The sequence below is a fragment of the Streptomyces sp. NPDC059247 genome, from assembly GCF_042754005.1.
In the GTDB taxonomy this organism is placed as follows: Bacteria; Actinomycetota; Actinomycetes; order Streptomycetales; family Streptomycetaceae; genus Streptomyces.
In genome coordinates, this window is record NZ_JBHYZW010000013.1 from 158208 (window position 1) to 181109 (window position 22902).

Annotated in this window: 25 protein-coding genes and 4 pseudogenes; 11 read left to right on the top strand and 18 right to left on the bottom strand. The window is 71.0% G+C overall.

Going from position 1 to position 22902, the window contains the following annotated elements:
- Positions 1-108: 108 nt before the first annotated feature.
- The 3 pseudogenes from ACFXGN_RS23020 to ACFXGN_RS23030 form a co-directional block, all read right to left on the bottom strand.
- Positions 109-951, bottom strand: a pseudogene (locus tag ACFXGN_RS23020) (IS630 family transposase); the annotation flags it as partial.
- Positions 894-1106, bottom strand: a pseudogene (locus tag ACFXGN_RS23025) (hypothetical protein); the annotation flags it as partial. The pseudogenes ACFXGN_RS23020 and ACFXGN_RS23025, both read right to left, overlap by 58 nt.
- Positions 1073-1234: pseudogene (locus tag ACFXGN_RS23030) on the bottom strand (IS630 family transposase); the annotation flags it as partial. The pseudogenes ACFXGN_RS23025 and ACFXGN_RS23030, both read right to left, overlap by 34 nt.
- A 240-nt stretch (positions 1235-1474) precedes the next feature.
- Between ACFXGN_RS23030 and ACFXGN_RS23035 the strand changes: the two are divergent.
- Entirely contained in the window at positions 1475-2101 is a 627-nt protein-coding gene (locus ACFXGN_RS23035; protein ID WP_384862236.1) for a SulP family inorganic anion transporter, read from the top strand.
- A gap of 273 nt (positions 2102-2374) precedes the next feature.
- Here ACFXGN_RS23035 and ACFXGN_RS23040 read toward each other — a convergent pair whose 3' ends face one another.
- The gene (locus ACFXGN_RS23040; RefSeq protein ID WP_384862239.1) at positions 2375-3418 is read right to left on the bottom strand and encodes an SgcJ/EcaC family oxidoreductase; all 1044 of its coding nucleotides are present in this window, start codon (positions 3416-3418) and stop codon (positions 2375-2377) included.
- Positions 3419-3521: 103 nt separating this feature from the next.
- Positions 3522-4313 (bottom strand): alpha/beta fold hydrolase, encoded by a 792-nt coding sequence (locus ACFXGN_RS23045; protein WP_384862241.1) that lies wholly within the window; start codon positions 4311-4313, stop codon positions 3522-3524.
- Positions 4314-4581: 268 nt separating this feature from the next.
- Between ACFXGN_RS23045 and ACFXGN_RS23050 the strand changes: the two genes are divergently transcribed.
- Entirely contained in the window at positions 4582-5535 is a 954-nt protein-coding gene (locus ACFXGN_RS23050) for a GlxA family transcriptional regulator (protein ID WP_384862244.1), read from the top strand.
- A 369-nt stretch (positions 5536-5904) separates the two neighbouring features.
- Here ACFXGN_RS23050 and ACFXGN_RS23055 read toward each other — a convergent pair whose 3' ends face one another.
- Complete coding sequence (locus ACFXGN_RS23055; protein WP_384862246.1) at positions 5905-6837, bottom strand: LLM class F420-dependent oxidoreductase; 933 nt, start codon at positions 6835-6837, stop codon at positions 5905-5907.
- Between the two features lie 62 nt (positions 6838-6899).
- Between ACFXGN_RS23055 and ACFXGN_RS23060 the strand changes: the two genes are divergently transcribed.
- Complete coding sequence (locus ACFXGN_RS23060) at positions 6900-7034, top strand: hypothetical protein (protein WP_384862249.1); 135 nt, start codon at positions 6900-6902, stop codon at positions 7032-7034.
- Between the two features lie 104 nt (positions 7035-7138).
- Here the strand turns inward: ACFXGN_RS23060 and ACFXGN_RS23065 are convergent, their stop codons facing one another.
- Positions 7139-7771, bottom strand: coding sequence for a nuclear transport factor 2 family protein (locus ACFXGN_RS23065; protein ID WP_384862252.1), 633 nt, complete (start codon positions 7769-7771; stop codon positions 7139-7141).
- Positions 7772-8078: 307 nt separating this feature from the next.
- Between ACFXGN_RS23065 and ACFXGN_RS23070 the strand changes: the two genes are divergently transcribed.
- Entirely contained in the window at positions 8079-8726 is a 648-nt protein-coding gene (locus ACFXGN_RS23070) for a TetR/AcrR family transcriptional regulator (protein ID WP_384862255.1), read from the top strand.
- 31 nt (positions 8727-8757) lie between these two features.
- Here the strand turns inward: ACFXGN_RS23070 and ACFXGN_RS23075 are convergent, their stop codons facing one another.
- The 4 genes from ACFXGN_RS23075 to ACFXGN_RS23090 all read right to left on the bottom strand — a co-directional run bounded on the left by ACFXGN_RS23075 (position 8758) and on the right by ACFXGN_RS23090 (position 10199).
- Complete coding sequence (locus ACFXGN_RS23075; RefSeq protein WP_384862258.1) at positions 8758-8934, bottom strand: hypothetical protein; 177 nt, start codon at positions 8932-8934, stop codon at positions 8758-8760.
- Positions 8935-9029: 95 nt separating this feature from the next.
- Positions 9030-9518, bottom strand: coding sequence for a hypothetical protein (locus ACFXGN_RS23080; protein WP_384862260.1), 489 nt, complete (start codon positions 9516-9518; stop codon positions 9030-9032).
- A gap of 80 nt (positions 9519-9598) precedes the next feature.
- Positions 9599-9904 (bottom strand): hypothetical protein, encoded by a 306-nt coding sequence (locus tag ACFXGN_RS23085; RefSeq protein WP_384862262.1) that lies wholly within the window; start codon positions 9902-9904, stop codon positions 9599-9601.
- Positions 9905-10028: 124 nt separating this feature from the next.
- Entirely contained in the window at positions 10029-10199 is a 171-nt protein-coding gene (locus ACFXGN_RS23090) for a hypothetical protein (RefSeq protein ID WP_384862265.1), read from the bottom strand.
- 13 nt (positions 10200-10212) lie between these two features.
- Here ACFXGN_RS23090 and ACFXGN_RS23095 point away from each other — a divergent pair, with 13 nt between their 5' ends.
- Positions 10213-10563: a hypothetical protein gene (locus tag ACFXGN_RS23095; RefSeq protein ID WP_384862267.1), complete on the top strand. Its 351-nt coding sequence runs from the start codon at positions 10213-10215 to the stop codon at positions 10561-10563.
- Positions 10564-10786: 223 nt separating this feature from the next.
- Here ACFXGN_RS23095 and ACFXGN_RS23100 read toward each other — a convergent pair whose 3' ends face one another.
- The 3 genes from ACFXGN_RS23100 to ACFXGN_RS23110 are packed head-to-tail and all read right to left on the bottom strand — an operon-like array spanning position 10787 to position 13239.
- Complete coding sequence (locus ACFXGN_RS23100; protein WP_384862270.1) at positions 10787-11011, bottom strand: hypothetical protein; 225 nt, start codon at positions 11009-11011, stop codon at positions 10787-10789.
- Complete coding sequence (locus ACFXGN_RS23105; RefSeq protein WP_384862273.1) at positions 10957-11550, bottom strand: hypothetical protein; 594 nt, start codon at positions 11548-11550, stop codon at positions 10957-10959. Before ACFXGN_RS23105 ends, ACFXGN_RS23100 begins: the two co-directional genes overlap by 55 nt.
- A gap of 6 nt (positions 11551-11556) precedes the next feature.
- Positions 11557-13239 (bottom strand): IPT/TIG domain-containing protein, encoded by a 1683-nt coding sequence (locus ACFXGN_RS23110; RefSeq protein WP_384862276.1) that lies wholly within the window; start codon positions 13237-13239, stop codon positions 11557-11559.
- 620 nt (positions 13240-13859) lie between these two features.
- On the opposite strand from ACFXGN_RS23110, the gene ACFXGN_RS23115 reads away from it, so the two are divergent.
- Together ACFXGN_RS23115 and ACFXGN_RS23120 are read left to right on the top strand one after the other, a co-directional pair.
- A complete protein-coding gene (locus ACFXGN_RS23115; protein ID WP_384862277.1) occupies positions 13860-14093 on the top strand; it encodes a hypothetical protein in 234 nt (77 codons plus the stop codon).
- A 13-nt stretch (positions 14094-14106) separates the two neighbouring features.
- Positions 14107-14601 (top strand): serine protease, encoded by a 495-nt coding sequence (locus ACFXGN_RS23120; RefSeq protein WP_384862347.1) that lies wholly within the window; start codon positions 14107-14109, stop codon positions 14599-14601.
- Between the two features lie 461 nt (positions 14602-15062).
- On the opposite strand, the gene ACFXGN_RS23125 is transcribed toward ACFXGN_RS23120, so the two are convergent.
- Together ACFXGN_RS23125 and ACFXGN_RS23130 are read right to left on the bottom strand one after the other, a co-directional pair.
- The gene (locus ACFXGN_RS23125) at positions 15063-15752 is read right to left on the bottom strand and encodes a response regulator (protein ID WP_384862280.1); all 690 of its coding nucleotides are present in this window, start codon (positions 15750-15752) and stop codon (positions 15063-15065) included.
- The gene (locus tag ACFXGN_RS23130; protein ID WP_384862283.1) at positions 15749-16876 is read right to left on the bottom strand and encodes a sensor histidine kinase; all 1128 of its coding nucleotides are present in this window, start codon (positions 16874-16876) and stop codon (positions 15749-15751) included. Before ACFXGN_RS23130 ends, ACFXGN_RS23125 begins: the two co-directional genes overlap by 4 nt.
- Before the next feature lie 168 nt (positions 16877-17044).
- Between ACFXGN_RS23130 and ACFXGN_RS23135 the strand changes: the two genes are divergently transcribed.
- The gene (locus tag ACFXGN_RS23135; protein WP_384862286.1) at positions 17045-18250 is read left to right on the top strand and encodes an alpha/beta hydrolase family protein; all 1206 of its coding nucleotides are present in this window, start codon (positions 17045-17047) and stop codon (positions 18248-18250) included.
- A gap of 356 nt (positions 18251-18606) precedes the next feature.
- A complete protein-coding gene (locus tag ACFXGN_RS23140) occupies positions 18607-18780 on the top strand; it encodes a hypothetical protein (RefSeq protein WP_384862287.1) in 174 nt (57 codons plus the stop codon).
- 125 nt (positions 18781-18905) lie between these two features.
- On the opposite strand, the gene ACFXGN_RS23145 is transcribed toward ACFXGN_RS23140, so the two are convergent.
- Positions 18906-19139: a hypothetical protein gene (locus ACFXGN_RS23145; RefSeq protein ID WP_384862289.1), complete on the bottom strand. Its 234-nt coding sequence runs from the start codon at positions 19137-19139 to the stop codon at positions 18906-18908.
- Here ACFXGN_RS23145 and ACFXGN_RS23150 point away from each other — a divergent pair.
- Positions 19056-19367 (top strand): annotated as a pseudogene (locus ACFXGN_RS23150) (hypothetical protein); the annotation flags it as partial. The gene ACFXGN_RS23145 and the pseudogene ACFXGN_RS23150 overlap by 84 nt on opposite strands.
- Here ACFXGN_RS23150 and ACFXGN_RS23155 read toward each other — a convergent pair.
- Positions 19337-20617, bottom strand: a complete 1281-nt coding sequence (locus tag ACFXGN_RS23155; protein WP_384862292.1) for a glycosyltransferase — start codon at positions 20615-20617, stop codon at positions 19337-19339. The pseudogene ACFXGN_RS23150 and the gene ACFXGN_RS23155 overlap by 31 nt on opposite strands.
- A 561-nt stretch (positions 20618-21178) precedes the next feature.
- On the opposite strand from ACFXGN_RS23155, the gene ACFXGN_RS23160 reads away from it, so the two are divergent.
- Positions 21179-22870, top strand: coding sequence for a hypothetical protein (locus tag ACFXGN_RS23160; protein ID WP_384862294.1), 1692 nt, complete (start codon positions 21179-21181; stop codon positions 22868-22870).
- Positions 22871-22902 lie beyond the last annotated feature (32 nt).

Here is a 22902-nt window from a genome sequence, read left to right on the forward strand (position 1 = left end):
CTTCCCGTTCCTCGTATCCATCGCCACGCCAGCGCGGCACTCCGGATCAACGTTCCAGAAAAGGATCTTGGACATGGCACGGCGACCACCCGCAAGGGTGAATGATCGTCATGGATTCCCCCGATCGGGGGATAGCCCACACGGGCTAGTGATCTGAGCCGGAGATTCGTCGGCGGTAGGCGGCGGCTTTGTCGAGGATCTCGTCGGCGGTCTTCGTCCGGATGAAGGGTCTGGGGTGCTCGTTCCAGTGGGCGAGTCAGGCCCGGATGTCGTGTTGGAGGGTTTGGGTGGAGCGATGGGCGCCGCGCTTGAGTTCTTCTGGGTCAGTTCGGCGAACCACCAGTCGACCGGGTTGAGCCAGGACGTGCTGGTCGGTGTGAAGTGCAGGTGGAACCGTGGGTGGGACAGTGACCACTTCTTGACGTCGGCCGTCTTGTGGGTCGCGTAGTTGTCCAGGATCAGGTGGAGGTCAAAGCTCTCGGGCGCCTCCGGCTCGAGTTTGGTCAGGAACTTCTTGAACTCCGCCGCCCAGTGGCGGCGGTGGAGGGAGCCGATCGCCTTGCCGGTGTCGACCTCAAGGGCGGCGAAGAGGGTGGTCGTGCCGACGCGGATGGAGTGGTGGCTGCGGCGTTCGGGGACTCCGGCCATCATCGGCAGGACGGGCTGGGGCCGGTCCAGGGCCTGGAGCTGCGACTTCTCGTCCACACAGAGGACCAGGGCCTTCTCGGTCGGGTCGAGACAGAGGCCGACGACGTCGCGGACCTTGTCGATGGAGGGCGGATCCGTCGACAGCTTGAAGGCCTGTGAACGGTGCGGGCCAGTGCGAACGCCCGCCAGATCCGCGAGATGCTCGACTGCGACATCCCTGTCGCTGCGGCCATCGACCTCGTCGACCAGCGGGTCGCGTGTCTCGGTGTCTCCTCGAGGGTCTTGACGATGACCCGCTCGACGTCGGCGTCGGTGATCTTCCGGGGGGCGCCGGGGCGCGGATCGTCGCACAAGCTGTCCAAGCCCCGCTCGATGAGCGCCGCCGCCAGGTGCGGACCGTCTCCGGAGCGATCCGCAGCCGACGGGACACCTCCATGATCGAGTGGTCTTCCGCGCACTCCAGTACGATCCGCGACCGCTGGGCCAAAGCCTGAGCCGTCGTGCGACGACGTAACCAGCCCTCCCACACCATCCGCTGGGCGGCAGTGACCGACAACGGCGGAATCTTCGGACCCGGACGACCCATACCCGACTGACAACGAATCTCCGACTCAGGTCACCAGTGGCTCGTCCGGTACCCCATGCCCGCTACTACGCACCATGAACATATGTTGCCCTCTGGCCTGTGCGACGGCTGGCCCGAGATCCCAGGGGGTGGGCCGTCCTGCTGGAGTGGTCGCTCGGATGGGCGAGCTCGGATCGTGCACGGGATCCTTGGCCGTCAGGCTTGTTGATCAGAGGGACGGGTCGGGCGGGAAGGTACGGGGTGAGCGTGCGGTTGAAGCGGCTGGGGCGGCCGACTGTCTCCGATGCCAGTTCGGGTGCGGTCACGGGTCTGTTCTCGATCCCGGAGGGGATGGCGTACGCGGCGATCGCCGGCTTCAATCCGGTGATGACCGGGTTCTCCACGGGCATCGCGTTGCAGATCATCACCGGCGTCCTGAAGGACGCGACCGGCTTCGAGCCGCAGGGGCACAACAAGCTGTACCAGCTCGGGGACTGGCTGGTGCATGTCGGTGACTGGAAGGGGGCAGCGACGCTCGTCGCCGTGGCGACTGTCGCCGTCTGGGCGGCGACTCGGGCGGTGAAGCGGCTGGCACCGGTCGCGCTGCTGGTGGCGATGGTCGTGGTCAGCGTGGGTGTCGCGGTGCTGTCCGTGGACGTGGAGCTGGTCAGGGACATCGCTTCCATCCCCGGTTCCCTGCCTTCCTTCACCGCCCCCGACCTGGCCGCGGTCCCCGGCCTCGCCTGGGGCGCGGTGTCGGTCGCGCTCGTCGCTCTGGCCCAGGCGGCCGGGACAGGAGGATCCCTCCCGCGACCCAACGCTGTATGTACCGCCGTGCGGACTTCCGCAAAGTCGTCGAAGTGCCGACCTCGTCGCACGTGGCGATGATCAGCCGCTCCAGGGCCACCGCACAGCTCATCGAGGCCGCCGCCCGAGCCACCAGCCGACCCCGACGTTCCCGGCCCGCAGCCACGGGCCGGGACTCGACGTCACGTCACGGCTGTGGGAGAAGACGATCACTGGGGGGCATGAAGATGCTCCGGCCTCCCCATTACCGTCTTCACGGCTCCGTAACGAGGCTTCCAGGTATGAGAGTTGACAGGGGAGGCGGCGGTGCCGCCGGTCACGGTGGTAGTCCACACATGGTCTGAGGGTTCCCAGTCAGTGGAAGAACGGGTCATCGATGACGTGGGCCCAGCTTCCGTCGGGCTGACGGCGCACGACCTCGGTGGTGTCGGTGGTGAGCGGGTCGGGGCCCAGGCCGGTGAGGGTGGCGCGGTTCGACACGAGAGCGATGTCACCGACCTGGCGGATGTCGCGCAGTTCGAGGGTCAGGCGGGCGCCGGCGTCGATGAGGTGGCGCAGCCCCTCGCGGATCGCGTCGGCGCCGGTGAGGTGGGTTCCGGGGGTGGGGGCGAAGTGGGCGTCGGGTTCGTAGAGCGACAGCAGGCCGTCGAGGTCGCCCGCCGCCAGGTACCGGGTGAAGAACTCGGCCAGTGCCTGGGGGGTTTGGGGGCGAGGTCGGGCGCCGGCTCCGGTGGGGCGGTCGCCCCAGCCGGCACCGGCGAGGATGTCGTTCCAGGTCGGGCGGGATCCGTGGGGCAGGTGCAGGCGCAGCAGTTCGCCGGGGAAGCTCATCGGGGACGCCTTGTGCGGCTTGGCGAAGGCCTGGGCGAGGATGGCGTCCGTGAGGGCGTAGCCGAGGTCCATGCGCGGCAGAAGGGTGTGAGCGTCGTCGGCGAGGCCGTCGGGCAGGTTCTCGCGCCGGGCGCCCATGATGTCGGTGCCGATACCGGCCTGGGCGAGGGCGGCGACGGTGCCCTTGCGAGGGGCGATGCCTTCGGAGGTGTGCAGGGCGATGGCGTCCCACACGATGGCGATGCGCTGTTCGTCGACGCCGTACCGGCGCAGGAACGCGGCGGCGGTGTCGGCGCCGTCGACCTCGAAGCGCTGGTCGCCGTTGCCGTCCTCGCTCAGGCCGATGTCGTGCAGGACGCAGGCGACAAACAGCAGTTCGTCGTCGTAGTCCGCGCCGGGGCGCCGTGCCTGGGCCCGTGCGTGGGCGCGGGCGAAGAGGTAGCTGCGGACGCTGTGGTTGTAGACGAAGTCGGCGGTCGACTTCTCGGCGTAGGCGTCGCTGGCCCGGGTCAGCTCGGTGTCGGGCAGGTCGAAGTGCTCGAACACGTTCGCGGGCGTTGCGGTCATGGTGTGCTCCTTGGCGTGTCGGTGCAGGGCTGCGGCCTGGGCGGTCGCGGTTCGCGGCGATGGGCGCCTCGGGCGTGCGGGGCGGGCCGCGCGGCCGAGGGGTCTACAGGGACGCGGTGAACGCGGCGATGTGAGCGGCGACCTGGTCGGGGACCTCCAGCGGGGACAGGTGGTCGGCGCCGTCGAGGGCGGTGCGGATGGTCGGCAGCAGGTGGTGGCTGCTCAGCACTCCGAGCGGGTCGATCTTGTTGTGGCTGCCGACGAGGAGCAGTACGGGCACATCGATGTCGCCCACGCCCGCGGAGACGTCCTGGACCATGCCGTGGCGGGGCCATTCGAGGCGGGCCTCGGAGCCGACGCGCAGGCTGTCCTCGATGACCTGGCGACGCAGCTTGTCGGCGAGCTCGCGGTGGGTGAGGATCTGGTCGATCCCGGCGGCGACGGTCGCCTCGCTGTCGTAGGCGTGGGAGGCGTTGTCCTGGATCAGCTCGGTGACGGCGACGGGTGCGGCCGGGGCCGGTACGACGAGGACCACGTCGGCCAGACCGGCTGGCTTGCGGGCGGCAACCATCTGCGCGACCTTGCCGCCCATGGAGTGCCCCACCAGGACGAAGCGGTCGTGGCCGAGCTTGCTGAGGACCTGCTGGGCGTCGTCGGCGAGGCGGTCCGGGCCGTAGGGGCCGGGCAGGTCGGCCGAGTCGCCCCACCCGCGCTGGTCGTATGCGGTGAACGGCAGTGCCGGGTCCAGGGGGCGCAGGACCGGCATCCAGGTACGGCGCGAGCCTCCCCAGTAGTGGAACAGGACCAGGGCAATGCCCTCGCTCTCGCGGACGTGGGCGTACAGCTGGCCGCTGGGGACGTCGAAGTACCGGCCGGTCACGTTCTGCGGTGTCATGGTCCTCCTTCGGCGGGTCCCGGGCGTGCCCGGGATGGGCGGCAGGCCCACGTTTCGCCTCCGATCGTGCCCCGCGTTCGTACGCACCGGCCACGGCTCGTTTGGCACCTTCCATAATTTTCGGGCCACACTGGCAGGGGCCTTGCGAGTGATTCGGCCGCGACCGCATCCGTCTGAGAACGCAGAAATAGCGGGCCCCATGCCGCACCTGTGGCTTCGGAACCCAGGCACGAGTGCGTCAACTGATTACGGGCGTACTATTCAGGCCATGGGCAGACACCGTGTGGCAGTACTGGCTCTCGACGGCGTGCTGCCGATCGATCTCGGGATTCCCACGCAGATCTTCAAGAGCGGCCCGCGCACTCCCTACGAGGTGACGGTGTGCGGGGACGACGAGCAGGTGGTCACGACCAGCGCCGGGTTCACGCTGGGACTGTCGGCTGGCCTGGAGGCGCTCGCCGAGGCCGACACGATCATCGTGCCCGGCTTCCAGGACTTCCGGCGGCCGCCGCACCCGCGGGTGCGGGCGGCGTTGAAGCTGGCAGGCCGCGCAGGCATCCGGATCGCGTCGATCTGCACGGGTGCATTCGCGGTGGCCTCGGCGGGGCTGCTCGACGGCCGGACCGTCGCGACGCACTGGGCAAGCGCCGACGCGCTGGAGGAGCTGTATCCACGGCTGCGGGTGGACCGCAACGTCCTCTATATCGACAACGGCGCCATCCTGACGTCCGCGGGTGTCACCGCTGGTATCGACCTGTGCCTGCACATCGTCCGCAAGGACCTGGGCGCCGCGGTCGCCAACGAGGTCGCCCGGGAGATCGTCGCCGCACCGCACCGCGACGGCGGGCAGGCACAGTACATCGCGCGCAGCCTGCCCACGCCGGTCGCCGCGACCTTGGCCAGCACGCGCGAGTGGGCACTCGCCCACCTGCAGGAGGATCTGACACTTCCTCAGCTTGCCGCGTGCGCGGGCGTATCCGCACGGACGCTGACACGCCAGTGGCGCCAGGAGACGGGGGTCAGCGCCCACCAGTGGCTGTTGAAGGCGCGTCTGGACCAGGCGCGGGAGCTGCTGGAGACGACCGACCTGCAAGTGGAGCAGGTCGCGCAGCGCTGCGGGCTGGGTAGCGGGACCAACCTGCGCGCCCGCTTCCGCGACGCGGTGGGCACGACACCCACCGCCTACCGACGGGCCTTCCAGCACCGCAGCCAGGCCGGGTGAGCACCAAGCCCTAAGCATCGGGCAACATGCGCGGCTCACCTCACCGCGGATGTCTCATGAGTGACGCTGAATGCGCAGAAGTCTCCAAGGTGACCGACGCGTCAGGGCGGCTGTCCACTGACTCGTAAATCATTGGTCTGGTTCATGACTCCGGCTTCTGGCGCACTTTACGGAAAGCGAGCCAGAACCCGAAGTCGTGGACCGGTGCTGTCCGTTCGAGAAGGGGCTCTCGTGACCGAAACCACCGTGGCCGTCTGACCGCCGCTGCGCGATGACGTGGAAGATCTCCGCCTTGTGAGGAAGGGACTGAGGATGTCCGGTCGGCGCGGGCCGGGGACGTCTCCGGGCACAGCCCCCTTGAGGAACCGCTCAGAGGCCGGCTGCACGGGCTGCCGAGTACACCTCGGCGGCCACGCCCTTCAGTTCCTGCGCGTCCCGTGCCGCCCACGAGAGGTCGACGAGGAACTCGTCGAGGCCGATCTCGGCGTACTCCATCAGGTCGTTCACGATCTGTTCGACATCGCCCTGGAAGGGCCGGCGGTCCCAACCCTCGTACCGTTTGGGCGTGTAGTCCGGGTTCACGCGCACCACCGTCCGCAGCGGACAGGTGCGGGCCCGCTCGGCTGCGAGGTCCTGCAGCTCGCGCCAGCGGGCCGCTACCTGATCGGGGCCGTCGGCGTAGGGCAGCCAGCCGTCGGCGTGGTCGACGAGCCGGCGCATCGCCCGCGGGGTGTTCGCAGGGACCAGGATCGGGACCGGCCGGGCCGGCTTCGGCCCGACCATGGCCGAGGCGATCTTCGTGATCCGACCGTTCTCGTAGACCACCGGGTCCGGTCCCCACACCGCCCGACACACCTCGAGCACCTCGTCCAGGACCTTGCCGCGTTCCTCGAACGGGCGGACACCGGCGGCCGCGTACTCGTCGAGGGACCAGCCGGTGCCAAGGCCCGCGACCACCCGTCCCCCGCTCGCAGCGTCCAAGGTGGCCAGGGACTTGGCCAGCTGGAAGGGGATGTGCAGCGGCGCCACGAGGACTGCCGTGCCCAGCTCGACCCGCTCGGTGACCGCTGCCGCGAGTGTCAGCGTGACCAGCGGCTCGGCCACGCCCCGGTAGTCGTCGGGCCAGGGCAGGCCCGGAATGCCGTACAGAGGCTGGGTCTGGGGTTCGGGGAACAGGGCCCGCTCGTACACCCAGACGCTGTCGTATCCGATGTCCTCGGCGGACCGTGCCACGTCGGGGACGTCCTTGCCGATGTCGTACTGCCGATTCTGCGGAAGGCCGATTCCGAGCCGGGTCGTCATGCCGGTGCCTCCTGTGTGGTTGGTTGTGCAGTGAAGCTGATGGGGCGGGGCGGGATCGGCCGATGCCGTTCCCGAACGCCGCCCCCTCGTTGAGGAGCGGGGCCCGCAGCATCGGCCGCGCTCCCGGCGCTTCGCCGACGAGCGGCCCGGTGACCTGCTCGATGCGGCTCGCCCGTCAGCGCGGCGCCCATGCCTGATCTCCAAAGGAAGGCCGGACGGCACATGGTTGCGACGGCGGGCTGGCCGTCAAGCCTGGCGGGGATGCCCGGCCAACCCTGCCGGGAATCCCGGGTGGAGGGGTTCAGTGCTTGTCGACCGCCGAGGCCCAGTTGAAGTCCACGCCCATGTCGGAGTACATCTTCGAGTACCCGACGAAGCAGTTGAACGCCTCGACCTTGCCGTTCTTCAGATACCAGAAGTCGGCGGTCGGGGCGTCGACCTTGTGGCCGTTGCCCCTGACGACGCCCGCCGGCGTCGGCAGCTGCCCGTCGAAGGTGCCCTGGATGGACAACTCGATGCTGATCACGTCACCGTTCACGGTGATCCGCTTGAGGTCGCGGTGGACGTCGGAGAACAGGCCCTTCATGTAGGGCAGGACGGTGGCGAGCGTCTCGCCCCGGTAGGACACGCCGGTGACCATGTCGTTGAAGACGCCGTCCTCGGCGAAGCTGTTGACGAACGTCGGGATGTCCATGTGACTGCCCTCGGCCGAGTAGTAGGCGCGCAGGACGACCGCGAGGTTGCGCCTCTCACGCTCGGTCAGGTGGCGGTCGGTGAGCGGCAGCCCCGCCAGCTGGCGCTCGGTCAGGTCCGCAGTCGCGGCTGCGCTTCGGGCGGGGGGTGCGGCCTGTGAAGGCACCGCAGCGATGGAGAGCCCACCCAGGACGGCTACCGCGGTCGCGGCGGTGATCGACTTTCGGCTGATCAGCTTCATGTCGGCTTCCTTCAGTGAGTGACAGGTTCCGAGGCCCTCCACACGACGGCCTCACCTTATTCAATCAAACGCTCGCTTAAGGTTACTGAGCGGCGAAGCACGCCGTCAAGCCTTTGCTTGAATTCTTTGGCCGCGCAGCCGTCGGAGCGCGGGGCGGGCGCGCCGAAAGGCTGAGGTGAGTCCATGACGGCACCCCTTAGTGGCGACCCGGACGCCCAGCTCGCATGGGGTCGCGGCCGAACAGGCGTGACCTGACCTGCGGGGCGAGCGTTGACGATATGCTCAAACGCCTGATTGAATGCATTGCATGGTGAGTGCGAAGAAGGCGGGCAAGGCGGACCTGCGCCGGGAGGCCGGTCAGCGCACGCGGGACGGTCTGCAAGCGGCAGCTCTGGAGGTGCTCGCGCAACGAGGGCAGGACGGCGTGACGCTCCGCGAGATCACCGATCGCGCCGGAGCCAACGTCGCCGCGGTCAGCTACCATTTCGGGTCCCTGAAGGCGCTGTGTGACGCTGCGATCGAACATGCCCTGGAGCGGTATCTGGACGCCCAGATCCTGGCGCTCGGCTCGCTCGGGCCCACGGCGACACTGCGGGAGGTGGCGGCAGCCTTCGCCCGGCCGATGATGCGTGCGCTGGCGGCCGGTGGGCAGGACCTGGCCATGATCCGGACCGTGGCGCGCGTCGGCATAGATCCGCCCCAGGCCTGGGAGCGGCTGAACGGCAAGTTCGACCACAGCCGCCGGGAAGTACTCCGAGTGCTGACGGCGAACCTTCCCGGTGTCGACGAGCAGGAACTGATCTTCCGCACCCGATGCGCGGCCGGCCTCCTGAACTGGCTCGCGCTGGCGCCCATCGGCGCCGAACTTGCCGTCATGCCCGCCGAACGGATCGAACGGCAACTGATCCCCGTCGTGGCCGGAGCCTTCCGCGGGGACGCCGCCATCGGCTGCTGACCAGGCCAAGGGCCACCCGCATACAGGATCCTCAAGGCCGGCGACGTCGGGTGAGGTCCAGGACTCCCGCGAGGTCGGCCAGCTGCCTCTCCAGGGTGAGAGTCCTCTCCTTGAGCCGGTGGTTCTCGATCTCCAGGACCTGGATGATCCGGGCCATGAGCTGGGTCTGGGTGCGCAGGTCGTCGCGTTCGGCGCGGACGCGCGCCAAGTCCTGCTGCTGCTTGGCCGCGCGCGCCCGCGTGGCTTCGGAGGCCGTCTCCGGGAGGGGATCGCGGGCTTTGATCAGGGCGTAGGAGAGGTCCTTCAGTCTGGTGTGCTTGTGGGTGCGCTCGGCGCTGCTGTTCGCGGGCCGCGATGGGGTAGGGGGCCAGGCCGGCTTCGGTGGCTGGCGTCGATCCGCGTGACCTCGGCTTGCAGCAGGGTGATCTGGCTGTTGGTGCGGCTGATGTTCGCGTATGCCGGATGGCAGCGGGAGTGGTCCGGGATGCTGCGGCCGCCGTCGCGTACCCGGTCGCGGTCCGGGGTGCACAGGGCGGTGAACGCGTCGTGGTTGCAGGTCAGGAAGGCTTTCGGGTCCTCGTAGACCCGGAGGCGGGGGTTGGCGACCAGCGCGCGCGGCTCCCGCTTGCCGAGGTAGGTGCCGACGTAGCGGTCGCAGAACTCGGCGGCTGCGGCGCGGTAGCGGTCGGCGGCCGGTCCGCTGACCCTCTCGCTGGTGGCGATGCGTTCGCCGACGTCGGCGAGCGTCTCAGCCAGGGCCAGGCCCTTCTCCATCTCCAGCACATCGAGCATGTCGGTACGGGAGGGGCCTAATGGTGGAGTCGGGTATTGGAACTCTCCGAACACCCCGTCGACGGCGGCGATCTCGACCGTCACCACAGGGTCAGCGGAGGTTCTGCCCCGTGCTCATTGCCTTCGATCGGCTCGGCAGCCTGCCCTGGCCGATCTTTGTCCTCCCTCTGCTCGCGGGCGCGAGTATGAAGATCAGCAAGGATCTGCTCCGCCCGGTCAACTGCCCGCGGCCCGGGGAGTCGCAGATAGTCCTCAGCCTTCGAGCTCGAGATGATGTCGACCTTGGCCAGGTGCTTCAGCACGATGTCGGCCGCCGTTTCCGGGGCGGCTTGGAAAGGAACGACGGCATCCCAGACAGGATCCAGACATTCCGAGGGGATGCTCACGGACACGCGCCACGTGCTTTCAGCGCTGCCGCAGCATGGATTCGGCTATCGCGACTGGAGAGCCCGCGTTCCCTCTCGTCATGGTCTGCCTCGCCGAGGAGACCTCCCCGTCGGCGTGGGGGCGCTACAGCGGGCACTGGCCCACCACGGCGTCGACCGCGAGGTCCGCCCGGTCCGCTTCGCCACTCGCGGCATCGTCCACCTCGACGACCACTTCACCATTGTCGCGCCCGGCACCGCCCTCATCCACCGCGCCGTCTTCCCGCCCGCCGAACTGGACTGGTTCGAGCAGCACTTCGAACTCATCGGTGTCACCAGCGCGGAAGCGCGCCGTCCAGGCCAACGTCCTGGCGATCGCCCCGGACACCGAACTCGACCTGCGCAGCCTGCGCACCACCCGCGGCGCCGTCGCCGCGGTCAGCCTCACCGGACGCCTGCTCCCCATGGCTCTCGGCGCAGCCCTGGCCGCCGCCCTCTACCCGCACTTCGCCCCCGACGGCGTCGGGCGGCTGCCGTTCACCCTGTTCGTCGCCGTCGCCCTGAGCATCACCGCCTTTCCGGTCCTCGCCCGGATCCTCGCCGACCGCGGCCTGGAGACCACGCCCCTGGACACCTTCGACCTGGCCTGCGCCGCCACCGACGCCGCCCCGGATCGGTGAGACGCTCCCGAAACCAGACGTAGCCCGCCGGACACACCTCGGGGGAAGGGCGACACACAGGAGTGGCGATGCGCGCGAGTAGGGGGGGATGGACCATGGCAAGCGTGCACCGTGCGCTGCGGGCACCGGTCACGGCTGTTGGTGTCGCCGCCGAGGAGCGCCGGGTAGTGGACGCGCTGGTCACCGCGCTGGACCCACTTGAGCAGGTGCGGTGACGGCCGGTTCACCGGAGGTCTCCTTCGTCTCTGGTTGTCAGGTGGCGGACGGGGGAGCGCCGGAGCGCGGTGGCGGACAGGAGGAGGACGAGGACGCTGGTGAGCATGACGGTGCGGACGTTGGTGAGGGTGGCGAGGGCGCCGGCCGCGAGGGCCGCGAAGGGCCGGCCGCCTTCGATCAGCCACAGTCCGGTCTGCTGGACCTGGGCCGCAGAGGGGGAGGGCAGTTCCACATCTGCACGGTGCGCTGGGTGGTTCCCACGCACGTGGCTGCGGCGAAGTGGCCGTAGCTGGAGAGGGTGAGCACGAGGAGCCAGGCGGGGCCGGGTGCGGCGAGGAGCGGTGGAATCTGCATCAGGGCGTAGGCAAGGAACCCGAAGGCCAGGGCGGCGCCTGAGCCGTAGCGGCCGGTGAGCCGCGGCGCGATCAGGGCGCCGGTGAGACCGCCGAGACTGCCCGCCGCCATGATCACCCCCAGCCCGGTCGTGCCCACCCGCACCGCGGTCAGCAAGCGATACGACAGCAGGGTGGCGGTGAGAGTCCCGCCGACGCCGGTGGCCGTCAGCGTCACGAACAAGGGCCGCAGGACGGGGTCGTTCGCGCAGTGGCGAAGACCCTCACGGATCTCGCCGAACACCGGCCGCCGCGCCCGCGCCGGGCCGGCCGCCGGCAGGGCGCGGACGCGCAGCGCGCAGCAGGCGGACAGGACGTGGGTTCGGTTGCGGCGGGCGGGCCCGCGGTCGGCTGGTGTTCCGGCCGGCCGCGGGCTCATGGTGGTTCAGGGGCAGGTGGTGAGGATGACGGAGACGACGGTGCAGGTGACGGATGCGGTGTCGTTGGCCGGGTTGGGGTCGGCCGGGGCGGACGCGGTCCGGGTGCCGGTGACCGTGACGTGGCCGAGGGAGAGCAGGTGGAGCGGGACGCGGAACTTCTTGTCCACGGACCCGCCGTTCGTGATCGCGCCGTAGACGCAGGTGACCGTACCGGAGGAGACGGTGCAGCCGGGGGAGAGGTTGGTGGCGGTCGCGCCGGGCGGCAGGGAGGCGGTGACGGTGGCCGAGGTGACTGCGTCGGGTCCGGTGTCGCGGGCGGTGAGGGTGTAGGTGAGGTAGGGCACCAGGATGCCCAGGTGGGGCTCTGCGGAGACAACGACGTCGATGTCGGCGGTCGGGGCGATGTAGGTGAACTCACCGGCCGGTGTGATCGAGCTGGTGCCGCCGGGGGTGGTGACCCTGACGTCGACCGTGCCGGCCGCGTGGGCGGGGGCTGTGGCGGTGCAGGAGGTCGCCGTGCAGGTGACGCCAGTGGCGGGGGTCCCGCCGAAGGTGATGGCGGTGGCGCCGTTCAGGTCCGTTCCGGTGATGGTCACGGGGGTTCCGCCGGTGGTGGTTCCGCTGGTCGGCGAGAGGCCGGTGATCTCGGGGGCGGGGATGGTGCGCAGGGTGAGTTTGCGGGGGCTGCTCAGCCCGCTCGCGGCGGTGGTGGCGGTGTTGGTGGCGGTGTCGATGGCGTAGAGGAACCCGGGGACGCTGGCGGCCGCGTTGACCGTGTCGGTGACGTAGACGGTGGTGCCGGTGGAGTTGACGGCGACATCCTGGGCGTTGCCGAGGCCGCCGACGGTCGTGGTGAGGGTGGCGGTGGCGGTGTCGACGACGTGGACGCCGCTGCTGAGCGGGCTGCCGCCGTAGAGGGTGCTGCCGTTGGGGCTGAGGGCCACGCTGGTGGTGTTGACGGCGGCGGGGATGGTCGCGGTGACGGTGTTGGTGGCGGTGTCGACCTTGGTGATGCCCGCACCGGCGGTGGCGACGTAGACGGCGGAGCCCGCCGGATCGACGACGGCGCCGTATGCGACGGCCGGCATGGGGATGCTCGTGGTCACGGTGGCGGTGGCGGTGTCGATGACGACCAGCCGGTTCGGCCCGGACGCGGCGACGTACGCGGTGGTCCCGGCCGGGTTGAAGGCGATGCCCTGGAGGCCGCCCGCCACGGGGATGGTCGCGGTGAGGGTGTTGGTGGCGGTGTCGATGACCTCCACGGCGTGCGCGGTGGTGTCGGTGACGTACGCGGCGGTGCCCGCGGGGTTCAGCGCGATTCCTGTGGGGATGCCCGCGAGCGGGACGGTGGCGGTGACGGTGTTGGTGGCGGTGTCGATCACCGCGACGGCGTTCGCGAACCCGGTCGCCGCGTACACGGTGGTTCCCGCGGTGTTGACCGCCACGTCCTGGGCGTAGCCGCCGACCGGGATGGACGCGGTCACGGCCCCGGTCGAGGTGTCGACGGCCGAGACGGTCTGGCCGTTGCTGTTGGTGATGTAGGCGGTGGTGTGGCCCGGTTGCACCGCCTGTGCGGACGGTCCGGTCAGAGCGACCAGACCGGTCGCGGTCAGCAGGACCGCGGCGGCGGCCGAGATCCGGCGGCGCAACCGAGTGCGCGGGGGTCTCGGCCGTGTGATCGGCTGCATGGTTGTCCCCTCTCCCCACGGGCCCGCAGACCGGCGGCGGAACACGACGGCCCCGACGACCACCGGCACGGTCCCGTACGGCCCCGCCGACCCGGATACGAGAGCGCCGGGTACGGCGGGAACCAGGACAACCCTCACGGAGCGGGTACCGTGCCCGCTGCCGCAAACACCGGACATGACCGGAAAACCGCCACTGGAGACCGGATCGCCAGGCCTCATAAAGAACTGCCCCGTACTCGAAGGCCGTCGGGCCCGGATTCTGGCCGCACGACCTTTCTCCCTATCAGTCCGTGCGGACCGGTGCCGGGCAACGGCCGCCCCGGGGGCGCCGGCCCGGTCCCAGGCGTGACGGTGTGGGCTCCGGCCCGGCTACCAGGGCATCGGCACCTGGCCCCGAACCGCTCGCACCGGGCGGGGTGGTGGCAGCCCCGGGGGTGTTGAGCAGGCCGACGGTCGGGTTCAGGGCGGTGGAACGCATGACTCCGGCGGCCCCCGCCTGCTCCCGGGCGGGGGCCGCCGGGGTTCCATGGCCGGCGGGTTAAAGCAACTCCGCTTACCCAGAGGGGAGTTGCTGTGCGAGGGGCTGTCTCACTTGGCCGGTGCACTCATAGAGTGATGCCGTGCTGGATGTTCTGGTGGTGCTGCTCCTGTTCGCCCTGATGATCATGGTGCTCCTGGGCATCAGGCTGCTGCGGGGCCCTGATCGGATGGCCTGGCCATGGCGGGTCCTCTACCTCGTCCTGCTCGCCGGTCTGCTGGTCGCGATCGTCACCTCTGCTCGAGCGAGCTTCGCGGAGTGCGACACCCAACCGGAGAGGTGCGAGGGGACGCCGCCCGGGGAGCGAGGTTTCTGAGGGACGTCTGATGATGCGGGGAGCTGGGCCATGCGCCGGAAGTACTCCTCCCGAGAACCACAACGGCAACGCCGCAGGCAGCCCGAACGACATCGGGGTGCTCAAACTGAGCAACCCCCTCGTCTACACCCCGCAGATCCAGCCGATCGCCCTCCCGGACCCGCCCGCCTACCCCACAGGCGGCGCGACACTCACCGGCTGGGGCCGGCTCAGCGGCAACGGCGAGAAGCCGAACACGCTCCAGCACGCCACCGTCACCCTCCTCACCCTGGCCGAATGCCGATTGCGCTGGCTGGGCCGGAACATCAACGCCGGCCACCTCTGCACCCTGGACAGGACCCCTCCCGTCTCGGGATGCGAGGGCGACAGCGGCGGCCCGCTCGCCCAGAACGGCCGGGTGGTCGGCATCGTCAGCTGGGGCACCACCACATGCGGCGGCGCGTACCCGTCCGTCTATACCAACGTCGCCGCCCACCGCACCTGGATCACCGGCAAAATGGGAATCTGACAGCCCTCATGCCGTCCCCGCTCCATGTGCCCCCTCTTCCCGCTCCGCCTGGCCGGGTGGAGCGGGCGTGGCGGCCGACCTCGGTGATCCGGCCATGCCGGCTCCTTGGGCCCCGGCCTGCGCGAACGGGGCTGTGGTGTGGGCTCGGCCGCCCACCCGGGTCGTCAACCCCATCCGGCGTTCCTCAACCGTGGGAGGGATCGTCCGCGGGGAGGGTTCGGCATACGGTCCCCCCACCCGTCAACGCGGCTGGTGTCCCGTCGCGGTGCCCGCTGCCGGTTCTCAGGAGGTTCTCCTCGTGCGCACGCGTACTCTCGCGGCTCTGGCCACAGCCGCCGGTCTGCTGCTGGCCCTGCCGCGCCCGCCCAGGCGGCTCCCTCGCCCGGCACGTACACCGTCACGGCGGCACATTCGGGCGCCGCGGGTGTCCCTTCAGGTCGATCGTCCCGGCCGGGGAGGCGTCAGCTGGTGGACGGGGGGTTGTCACCTGCGGTGACCAGGCCCGTCTCGTAGGCGATGACGACCAGTTGGGCCCGGTCATGGGCGTGAAGCTTGGCCAGCAGTCGCCGCACATGTGTCTTGACGGTCGCGACGCTCAGCCCGAGATGCTCGGCGATCCCGAGGTTGGGCAGGCCCCGGGCCACCAAGCGGAGGACTTCCCGTTCCCGTGGGGTCACGCCCGCCAGCTCCCGGGCGAGTCGCGGGCGCGGCTCGTGGAGTCCGGCGAACTCGCGGATCAGACGGCGGGTGACCGCGGGCGCGAGCAGGGCGTCGCCGGAGGCGACCACCCGCAAGGCGGTCAGCAGATCGGCGGGGAGGATGTCCTTCAGGAGGAATCCGCTGGCCCCGCCGCGGAGCGCCGCGTACACGTACTCGTCCAGGTCGAACGTGGTGAGCACCAGCACACGGGTGCCGACGGCGGCCGGGTCCGCGCAGATGCGCCGGGTGGCCTCCAGGCCGTCCGTGCCCGGCATCCGGATGTCCATCAGCACGACGTCGGGCCGCAGCCGCAGCGCGAGTTCGACGGCCTGGTCGCCGCTGACGGCCTCGCCCGCGACGGTGAGGTCCGGCACGCTCTCGATGAGCAGCCGGAAGCCCGTCCGCAACAGCGCCTGGTCATCGGCGATGAGGACCCGGACCGGCCGGTTCACCGTGCTGTCCCCGGTCCGCAGGGCAGCCGCGCGTGCACCCGGAAACCGCCCGTCGCCAGGGGACCGGCGGAGAGGGTCCCGCCGCACATGGCCGCCCGCTCCCGCATCCCGACGAGTCCGTGCCCGCCGCCGGGACGCCGGGACGGGAGCCGGGCCGGCGCGTCGTTGACGACCTCGATCTCGACCGCTTCGGGACCCGTCCGGGACAGGTTCACCCGGCAGTCCGCCGATCCCGCGTGCCTGACGACATTGGTGAGGGCCTCCTGAACGATCCGGTAGACCGCCAGTTCCACCCCCGGGGGGAGCGGTGGATCCGGGTCGACGGACAGTTCCACGCGCGGGCCCGCGCCGTCCGCGAGCGCGGGCAGGTCCGCCAGACCGGGGGCAGAGCCCAACTCGGCTCCCTCACCGGGTGACCGCAGCACGCCGAGCATCCGGCGCATCTCGGTGAGCGCCGTCCGGCCCGCGGTCCCGACCAGCGCGAGGGTCCGCTCGGCCTCCCGAGGGCTGGTGGAGGCCACCGCACGGGCGACCTCGGCCCGTACCGTGATGACGGTCAGATGATGGGCCACCACGTCGTGGAGCTCCCGGGCGATCCGCAGGCGCTCCTCCGTCACGGCCTGCCGGGCGGCCAGCTCCGCGTACGACCGCTGCTCCCTCAGCGCGGTGCCGACCAGCCACGGCAGGGTCATCATCAAAGACGCGAAGACGACGCCCCACGCGACCTCGGAGGCCGGGACCGGTCGCGGTACGAAGACCATGGCCGCCGCTACGGCGCCCAGCGAGCAGCCGAGCGCCGTCGCGGACCGGCGCCGAGGCTCCCGCGCCGCCACCGTGTACAGGGCGGCCCCGACGGGGACCCACGACTCCTCCCATCCGGTGGACGCCATGGCGCAGACCGCTCCGCCCAGGACCGTGTACAGCACCGGGACGGGCCGTCTGCGCCGTACCGCGACCGGCAGCCAGACCACCGCCGCCACGGCTGCCGCGCCCCAGCCACCGTTCCGCGTCTCGCTCGCGCCGAACACCAGGGCGAGGAGGACGGCCGCGACCGTGTCCACGCCCTGCCACTGTCCGTCCCGCAGACGTCTGGCCACCAGCGGCCGTGACTCCCCGTCGTCCATGCCGACCACGCTATCCAAGCGGCGCCCCGGGGCCGGTCAGCCCGGAGGACGTCATCTCGCGGGCTGAGTCATCCGCGCGGCTGACGCCCGTCGTACCCTCCTGGGCTGACACCGGGTTCCTCCCCAGGGGCGAAGCCGCCGGGCTCGTCGGACGGAACAGTGGAACGCATGAACCGGAGAACACTTCTGTCCTCGTGCGTCGGCCTGGCCGCCGCCATGATCCCGGGGCCGCTGATCCCGGGCCCGCTCGCGACGGCGGCCGTCGCGCGACCCCGGCAGGAGGAACCCGTACGGTTCCAACTGCCCGCCCCGAACGGACCGTACCCGCTGGGTACGGTCTCGCTGCACCTGGCCGACACCGCGCGCCCGGACCCCTGGGTGCCCTCCCGCCCCTGCCGTGAGCTGATGATCAGCATCTGGTACCCCGCCCGCGGCGGGACGGCCCGCCCCGCCGCCCCCTGGATGCCTCCGGCGGCGGCCGACCGCTACCTGAGCCTCCTCGGACTGCCTCCCGGCCGCGTACGACTGGGACACACCCACGGCCACGAGGGCGCTCCCGTCGGCGGCCCACCGAGCCCCCTGCCCGTCGTGCTCTACTCGCCCGGCGCCAACGCGTCACGGTCGTTCGGCACCGGCGTCGTGGAAGACCTCGCCAGCCACGGCTTCCTGGTGGTCACCGTCGACCACACCTACGACGCGGCGGCGGTCGAGTTCCCCGGCGGACGCGTCGAGACGAATCCGGCGGGCGGGATCAGCGACTACGCCAAAGCCCTCGCGGTCCGTACCGCCGACATCCGCTTCGTCCTGGACCGGCTCGCCGTCCTCCGCTCGGGCGGCCACCCCGGCGTCTGCCGCACCCCCCTGCCCGCAGGCCTGCGCGGAGCGCTCGACCTGCGGCGCGTCGGGATGCTCGGCCACTCCCTGGGCGGCGCCACCACCGCCGCGACGATGCTCACCGACGGGCGGATCACGGTGGGAGCGAGCCTGGACGGAGGTGCGGCGGGCCCGGTGGTGGACGCCGGACTCGACCGCCCGTTCCTGGTCGTGGACACCCCGGGCAAGGGCGGCATGGACAGCAGCCCCGCCCTGCGCGCGTTCTGGTCGCACCTGCGCGGCTGGCGCCTGCGTCTGACCGTACGGGGAGCCGCGCACCAGGCGTTCGGCGACGACGCGCTGATCCTGCCGCTGCTCGCCCCTCTCCTGGGCATGTCACCACACGATCTGGAGGAAGAGGTCGGGACCATTCCCCGACACCGGGCACAGGCCTTCCAACGCGCCTACCCACGAGCCTTCTTCGACCTCCACCTCCGCGACCGGGGGCGGCTCCTCGACGGCCCCACCCCCGCCTTCCCCGAGGTCGACTACGCCCGCTGAACGGCCCCTGCACCGGTCCCGCACGGACCCGTCCGGACTCAGAGACACGACACCGGAATGCCCACCGGGCGGGGTCCGGTGAGGAGGGTCGCCGGTGTCCTCGGCTTCCGTCGGGAAGACCACGACCCGGGGAATCCCGTGGGACGGCCAGGAGGGCTACGCGGAACTGTTCCTCCCGGACGCCGCCCCGCAGCACCGTCGCGATCTCCGGCCCGCCCAGCGCTACCAATACACGCCCAATACACGCCCAGTTCCCACGGCGAAGAGCCCTACTCGTCCCCGGGTCTGCCCCTACGCGAGATCGCGGTGGCGACGGGTCGTGCGCCGCGTTCTTCACGTCGCGGGCGTACTTCGGCGTGACACCGCCGAACTCCGCGATCTTGTTGATGCTCCAGGAGTACGGCTCCTCGGTGCGCGCGAGCGCCGCGCCCCGGAGAACCGTCATCGCCGCCTTCCGGAGGGCCCGTGCCACGGTCACCTTCTCCGACGGCTCCGGAAGCCGCTCCACCGCGTCCTCGACCTGTGGCTGACCCGCGGCCCCCGCCGTAGAGGGCCCGCACCGGAGTTGACGCCGCCGACGGAACCACCGGTGCCTCCCCGGCGGGGCCGACCCTCCGGCGCTGGTGCGCCGGGCGGGACGGGCCAGGGGGCGCTGTCAGACCCGGCTCATCTTGGCGACGCCGGTGTCCAGGGACGCCCATGCCGTTGTGGGTCCCGCCCAGGCAGAGGCCGATCTTCTCGAAGGTGGTACGAGCACCTGGCCGCCCCCCTCTACGCACTGCTCCCAGGTGACGATCTCTCCGACCTGCGCGTCGGCGAGGCCCGCGCTCGCGGACGTGAGGGCGACGGTCGCGGTGAGCAGCGCGACCGCCATGAGGGGACGACGCATGGGGACACCCTTCGGTGGGGACGACGGGACACGACGACCTACCGGCCGACAGCCTCATCGCATCGACGACCCGCCCGTCCCGCCCCGCGTTCACTCGCGGGCGGGCGGGCGGGTCACGGGCACCCGCCTGCTCGGAGGCCGGAATCGTACGAGTGGGGCCCGTGCTCGACCATCGAGCGCGGGGTCAGCCGCCAGGGCTATCCGCCCTCGACGCGGGAGACCGGCGCCGAAGTCGCACTCGGCGGCACGTCCTCCGTCGCCCACCAGTTCATGGCGCTGGATTCGGCTCCGCTCTGCCCGGCGGCGGCGACGATGTCCGCCAAGTCGGCGGGGGCGCGCGTGATGTCGGGCAGGGCGAGGACGGCGAGGCGGGCGGCGCGCAGTCGCGCGGCCGTGGCGGCGTCGTCGAGGAGGTCCCGGCACATCGCGGCGAGCGCGTGGGGGGTCGGGTCGGTGAGGGAGCGGCCGAGGCCGATTTCCTGGACGCGACGGGCGTTGTGCGGCTGGTCGGCGAAGTTGGGAACGACGACCATGGGCGTGGCGGTGCGCAGGGCTTCGCTGACGCTGTTGTACCCGCCGTGGGTCACCAGGAGATCGGCGCACTCCAGCAGCAACGGCTGCGCGACGCGGTCGATGAGGTGGACGTTCGGGCCGGGTTCGACGCCGCCGAGGTCGATGCCGGCCGTCGCGACGACCGCGACGACATCCAGCTGGGACAGTGCGGCGATGATGGTGCGCAACTGTGTGGCGGGATCGGTGAGACCTTCGGGCATGTGCCCGTCGGGCGACCCGTTGCGGATCACCGGCAGGGAGGTCCCCACGGAGGCGAACACCAGCGGCGGGCCGGACGGGAGCCGGGCGACCCAGGAGGGCAGGGCCGTGGTCTCCACCGGTGTGCTCTGCCGGTAGGCGAGGACGGGGATCGGGGAACCGGCGAAGGAGTACTCCGGAGGGACGTAGTCCAGCCGCCCGTACGGGTAGAGGGACGCGGGGTCGTCTCGCGCGGGCAGCCCGACCTCGGCCCGCAGTCCGTTCAGTGCCGGGAGCATCGCCACGGGGTCGGCCAGGTTGACGAAACCGCAGGGAACGGGCAGATGCGGAACGCCCAGCTCCTCCGCGAGGAGGCAGGAGCCCAGGTCCATTCCGTGGCGCAGGACGACATCGGGGCGTCGCTCCCGCGCGACACCGCGCAGGACGTCGAGGACCTCCAGCGCGTAGGGGCCGGTGAGCTGCGCGACGCGCACGCGGAACCGTGCCGTCATGTCTCCGGGGGCCGACGCCCTCCCGGGCGCCCGCAGTCGCGGGAGCACCGGCATCGACGTACGGAGACCGATGCCGTCAGTGCCGGAGAGGAGCGGCGCGATGGCCTCGGTGGCGACCACCGTGACCTCGTGCCCGTCCCCGGCCAGCGCCCGGACCAGAGGCAGCAGGGCCCGGCCGTGCGACGGCGCGCCCGTCGCGGTGCACAGGACACGCATACGGCTCCTCCAGACGACGCCGGGTACCGAGGACGGCCGTCGGCCCCCACTATCGCAGGCCCAACAATGATGAAACCATCATCAACTCGCCCATGGCGGCAGAAAACGGCGCCAACCCTTCCACCGGACGTCATGGGCCCAACGGGTGGCGGGTCGCGTGGCCGGTCCCGCGGTACAAGGCCCAGGACCGGTCCGCAGTCCCTCACGCACCTGGTGAACCGTGAGAGCGGCGGGCGGTTCGGCTCTCGTCCGACGGCGGACCACGCACCACAAGCCGACAGGCGGCGCCTTCACCACCGTGGACACGAGCGGGACCACGGCCACATCGACATCGACCTCACCGAAGCGCTCGTCCGTGACGCGGGGGCCGTACTGCCGCTGACCTCCTGCTGCCGCGAACCCGAGGACGACGTCGCCCTGCCCCATTTCCCGCAGGCGACGCCAGATCCGGACGACGGCGTGCGCGCCATGATCGCAACGCGGTCACCCACCGTCTCGTTAGCGGGGGGACGAGCGCCGACCGAGACCCGGGGCGCCCCGCCAGGCTCTAGGGAGCTGACCGTGGAATCCACCATGACACCGTCCACCACCGTCCGTCTGCCGGACGGCACCGAGCTCGCCTGGGAGGGCTTCGGCACCGGCCCCCTCGTGTACGACGGCGACTTCGCGGACCACAGCGAACGCCTCCTGGGCCTCTCGCCGAGCGAGGTCGCCGAGCAGACCTCCCGCCGGCTGCTGCCGTACCGCGCCGACGGCGGTGACGCGCCCGCCCTCATCCTCCACTCCGCCACCCGCGCCACCAAGGGATTCGACGCCGACGTCAGCGACCTCGCGGCCGGGCGGACCCCCTACGACTGCGCCACCTACCTGGAGGCACGCGCGGTCTTCCTCGCCCGCCCAGGGGACCTGACCGTCGGGCGCACGGCCCCCTGGAAGGAGTCCGTACGGGTCTTCGGCATCGACTCGGTCGACCTGGGGGACCTGGAGCACTACTACCTCTACCAAGCACTGCTCCAAGCGGCGGTCCGGCACACGGAAGGCGCCACGGACGTACCGCTGGCCCGCATCATCGACTGGGTCCGGGCCCGCCCCGACGCGATCGTGCGCACGTACGCGCTGGACCGGGAGATGCAGATCTTCCTGCTCTGGCTGCTGCGGCGCACCGGACTGGAGAGCATGAGGATCGACGCCAACAACCACGTGGTGTCCATCGACTGGAACCGCAAAGGGCACATCCACCCCCTCGTCGACGACGCCGGATCACTGTCCGCGACCGGGATGACCCCGGACGAACTCCTGACCGCGGAGCAGCGCCTCAGCGAGGGCTACCGCCGGGTGGGCATGGCCATCCCCGTCCTCCCCGGATACACCATGGCGCGCACCGACGCGCCCGCTGAACAGTTCGTCGAGGACACGGTGCGCGCCGCCGCACTCCTGCGCCGCCGCTACGGCCTCGCCCACGCCTTCCTCAAGCCCAGCCAGTCCGGCAGCGGTGCCCGCATCGTCGGCCCCGTCGACCTCCAGGACACCGCACTCCTGCGCACAGCCGCCACGGATGCCCATCGGCACGGCGACGACTACCTGCTGGAAGCCGCCGTGGACTACATCACCGTCCCAGGAGCCCGGACGCGATGCCCCGTGGCCCCCTCGGGGCACATCCGCAACGGCGAGATCGCCCCCGGCCTCACCCTCCAGATCCTGGACCGCTACTCCTGGGAGGGCAACGCCTACATCGACCGCCCCGAATGGGAACGGTGCGGACTCGCCGTCGATCTGTACGACGACATGCTCCGGGCCATGCACGACATCCACGCCGCCTTCCTCAGCGAGGCCAGCGCCGTCGACGGCAGCCACGGCGGACTGGTGACCGGCGGCGTCGACTTCGCCGTCGGCCGCGTGGGCGGAGTGTTCGGCGACCGTGTCCTGACCAGAGCGATCGACTTCAACTTCTCCTCCCACGGCGCCGAACTGCTCCGGGCCTTCCACGAACAGATCACCGCCGAGCGGGCTCCCGAGCGCTACACCGCCACCCGCGTCTACCGGCCCACGAGCACCGCCACCCTCGCCGAGACGCGCGCGGCGGTCCTGACCTCCGTCCCCGGCACCGCACGGGCCGAGGCCATCGCCTGCGTACCGAACCGGTGGGGCATGGTGGCCTCCACCGGAACGCACATGAACCAGGCCATGGAACGCACCCGCCAGCTGGTCGACATCCTCACCGAAGCCCGCCTGGCCCGGAAGGCGGACGGCTGACGGACAGGGCCGAGACAGTGGCGCCCCCGTCC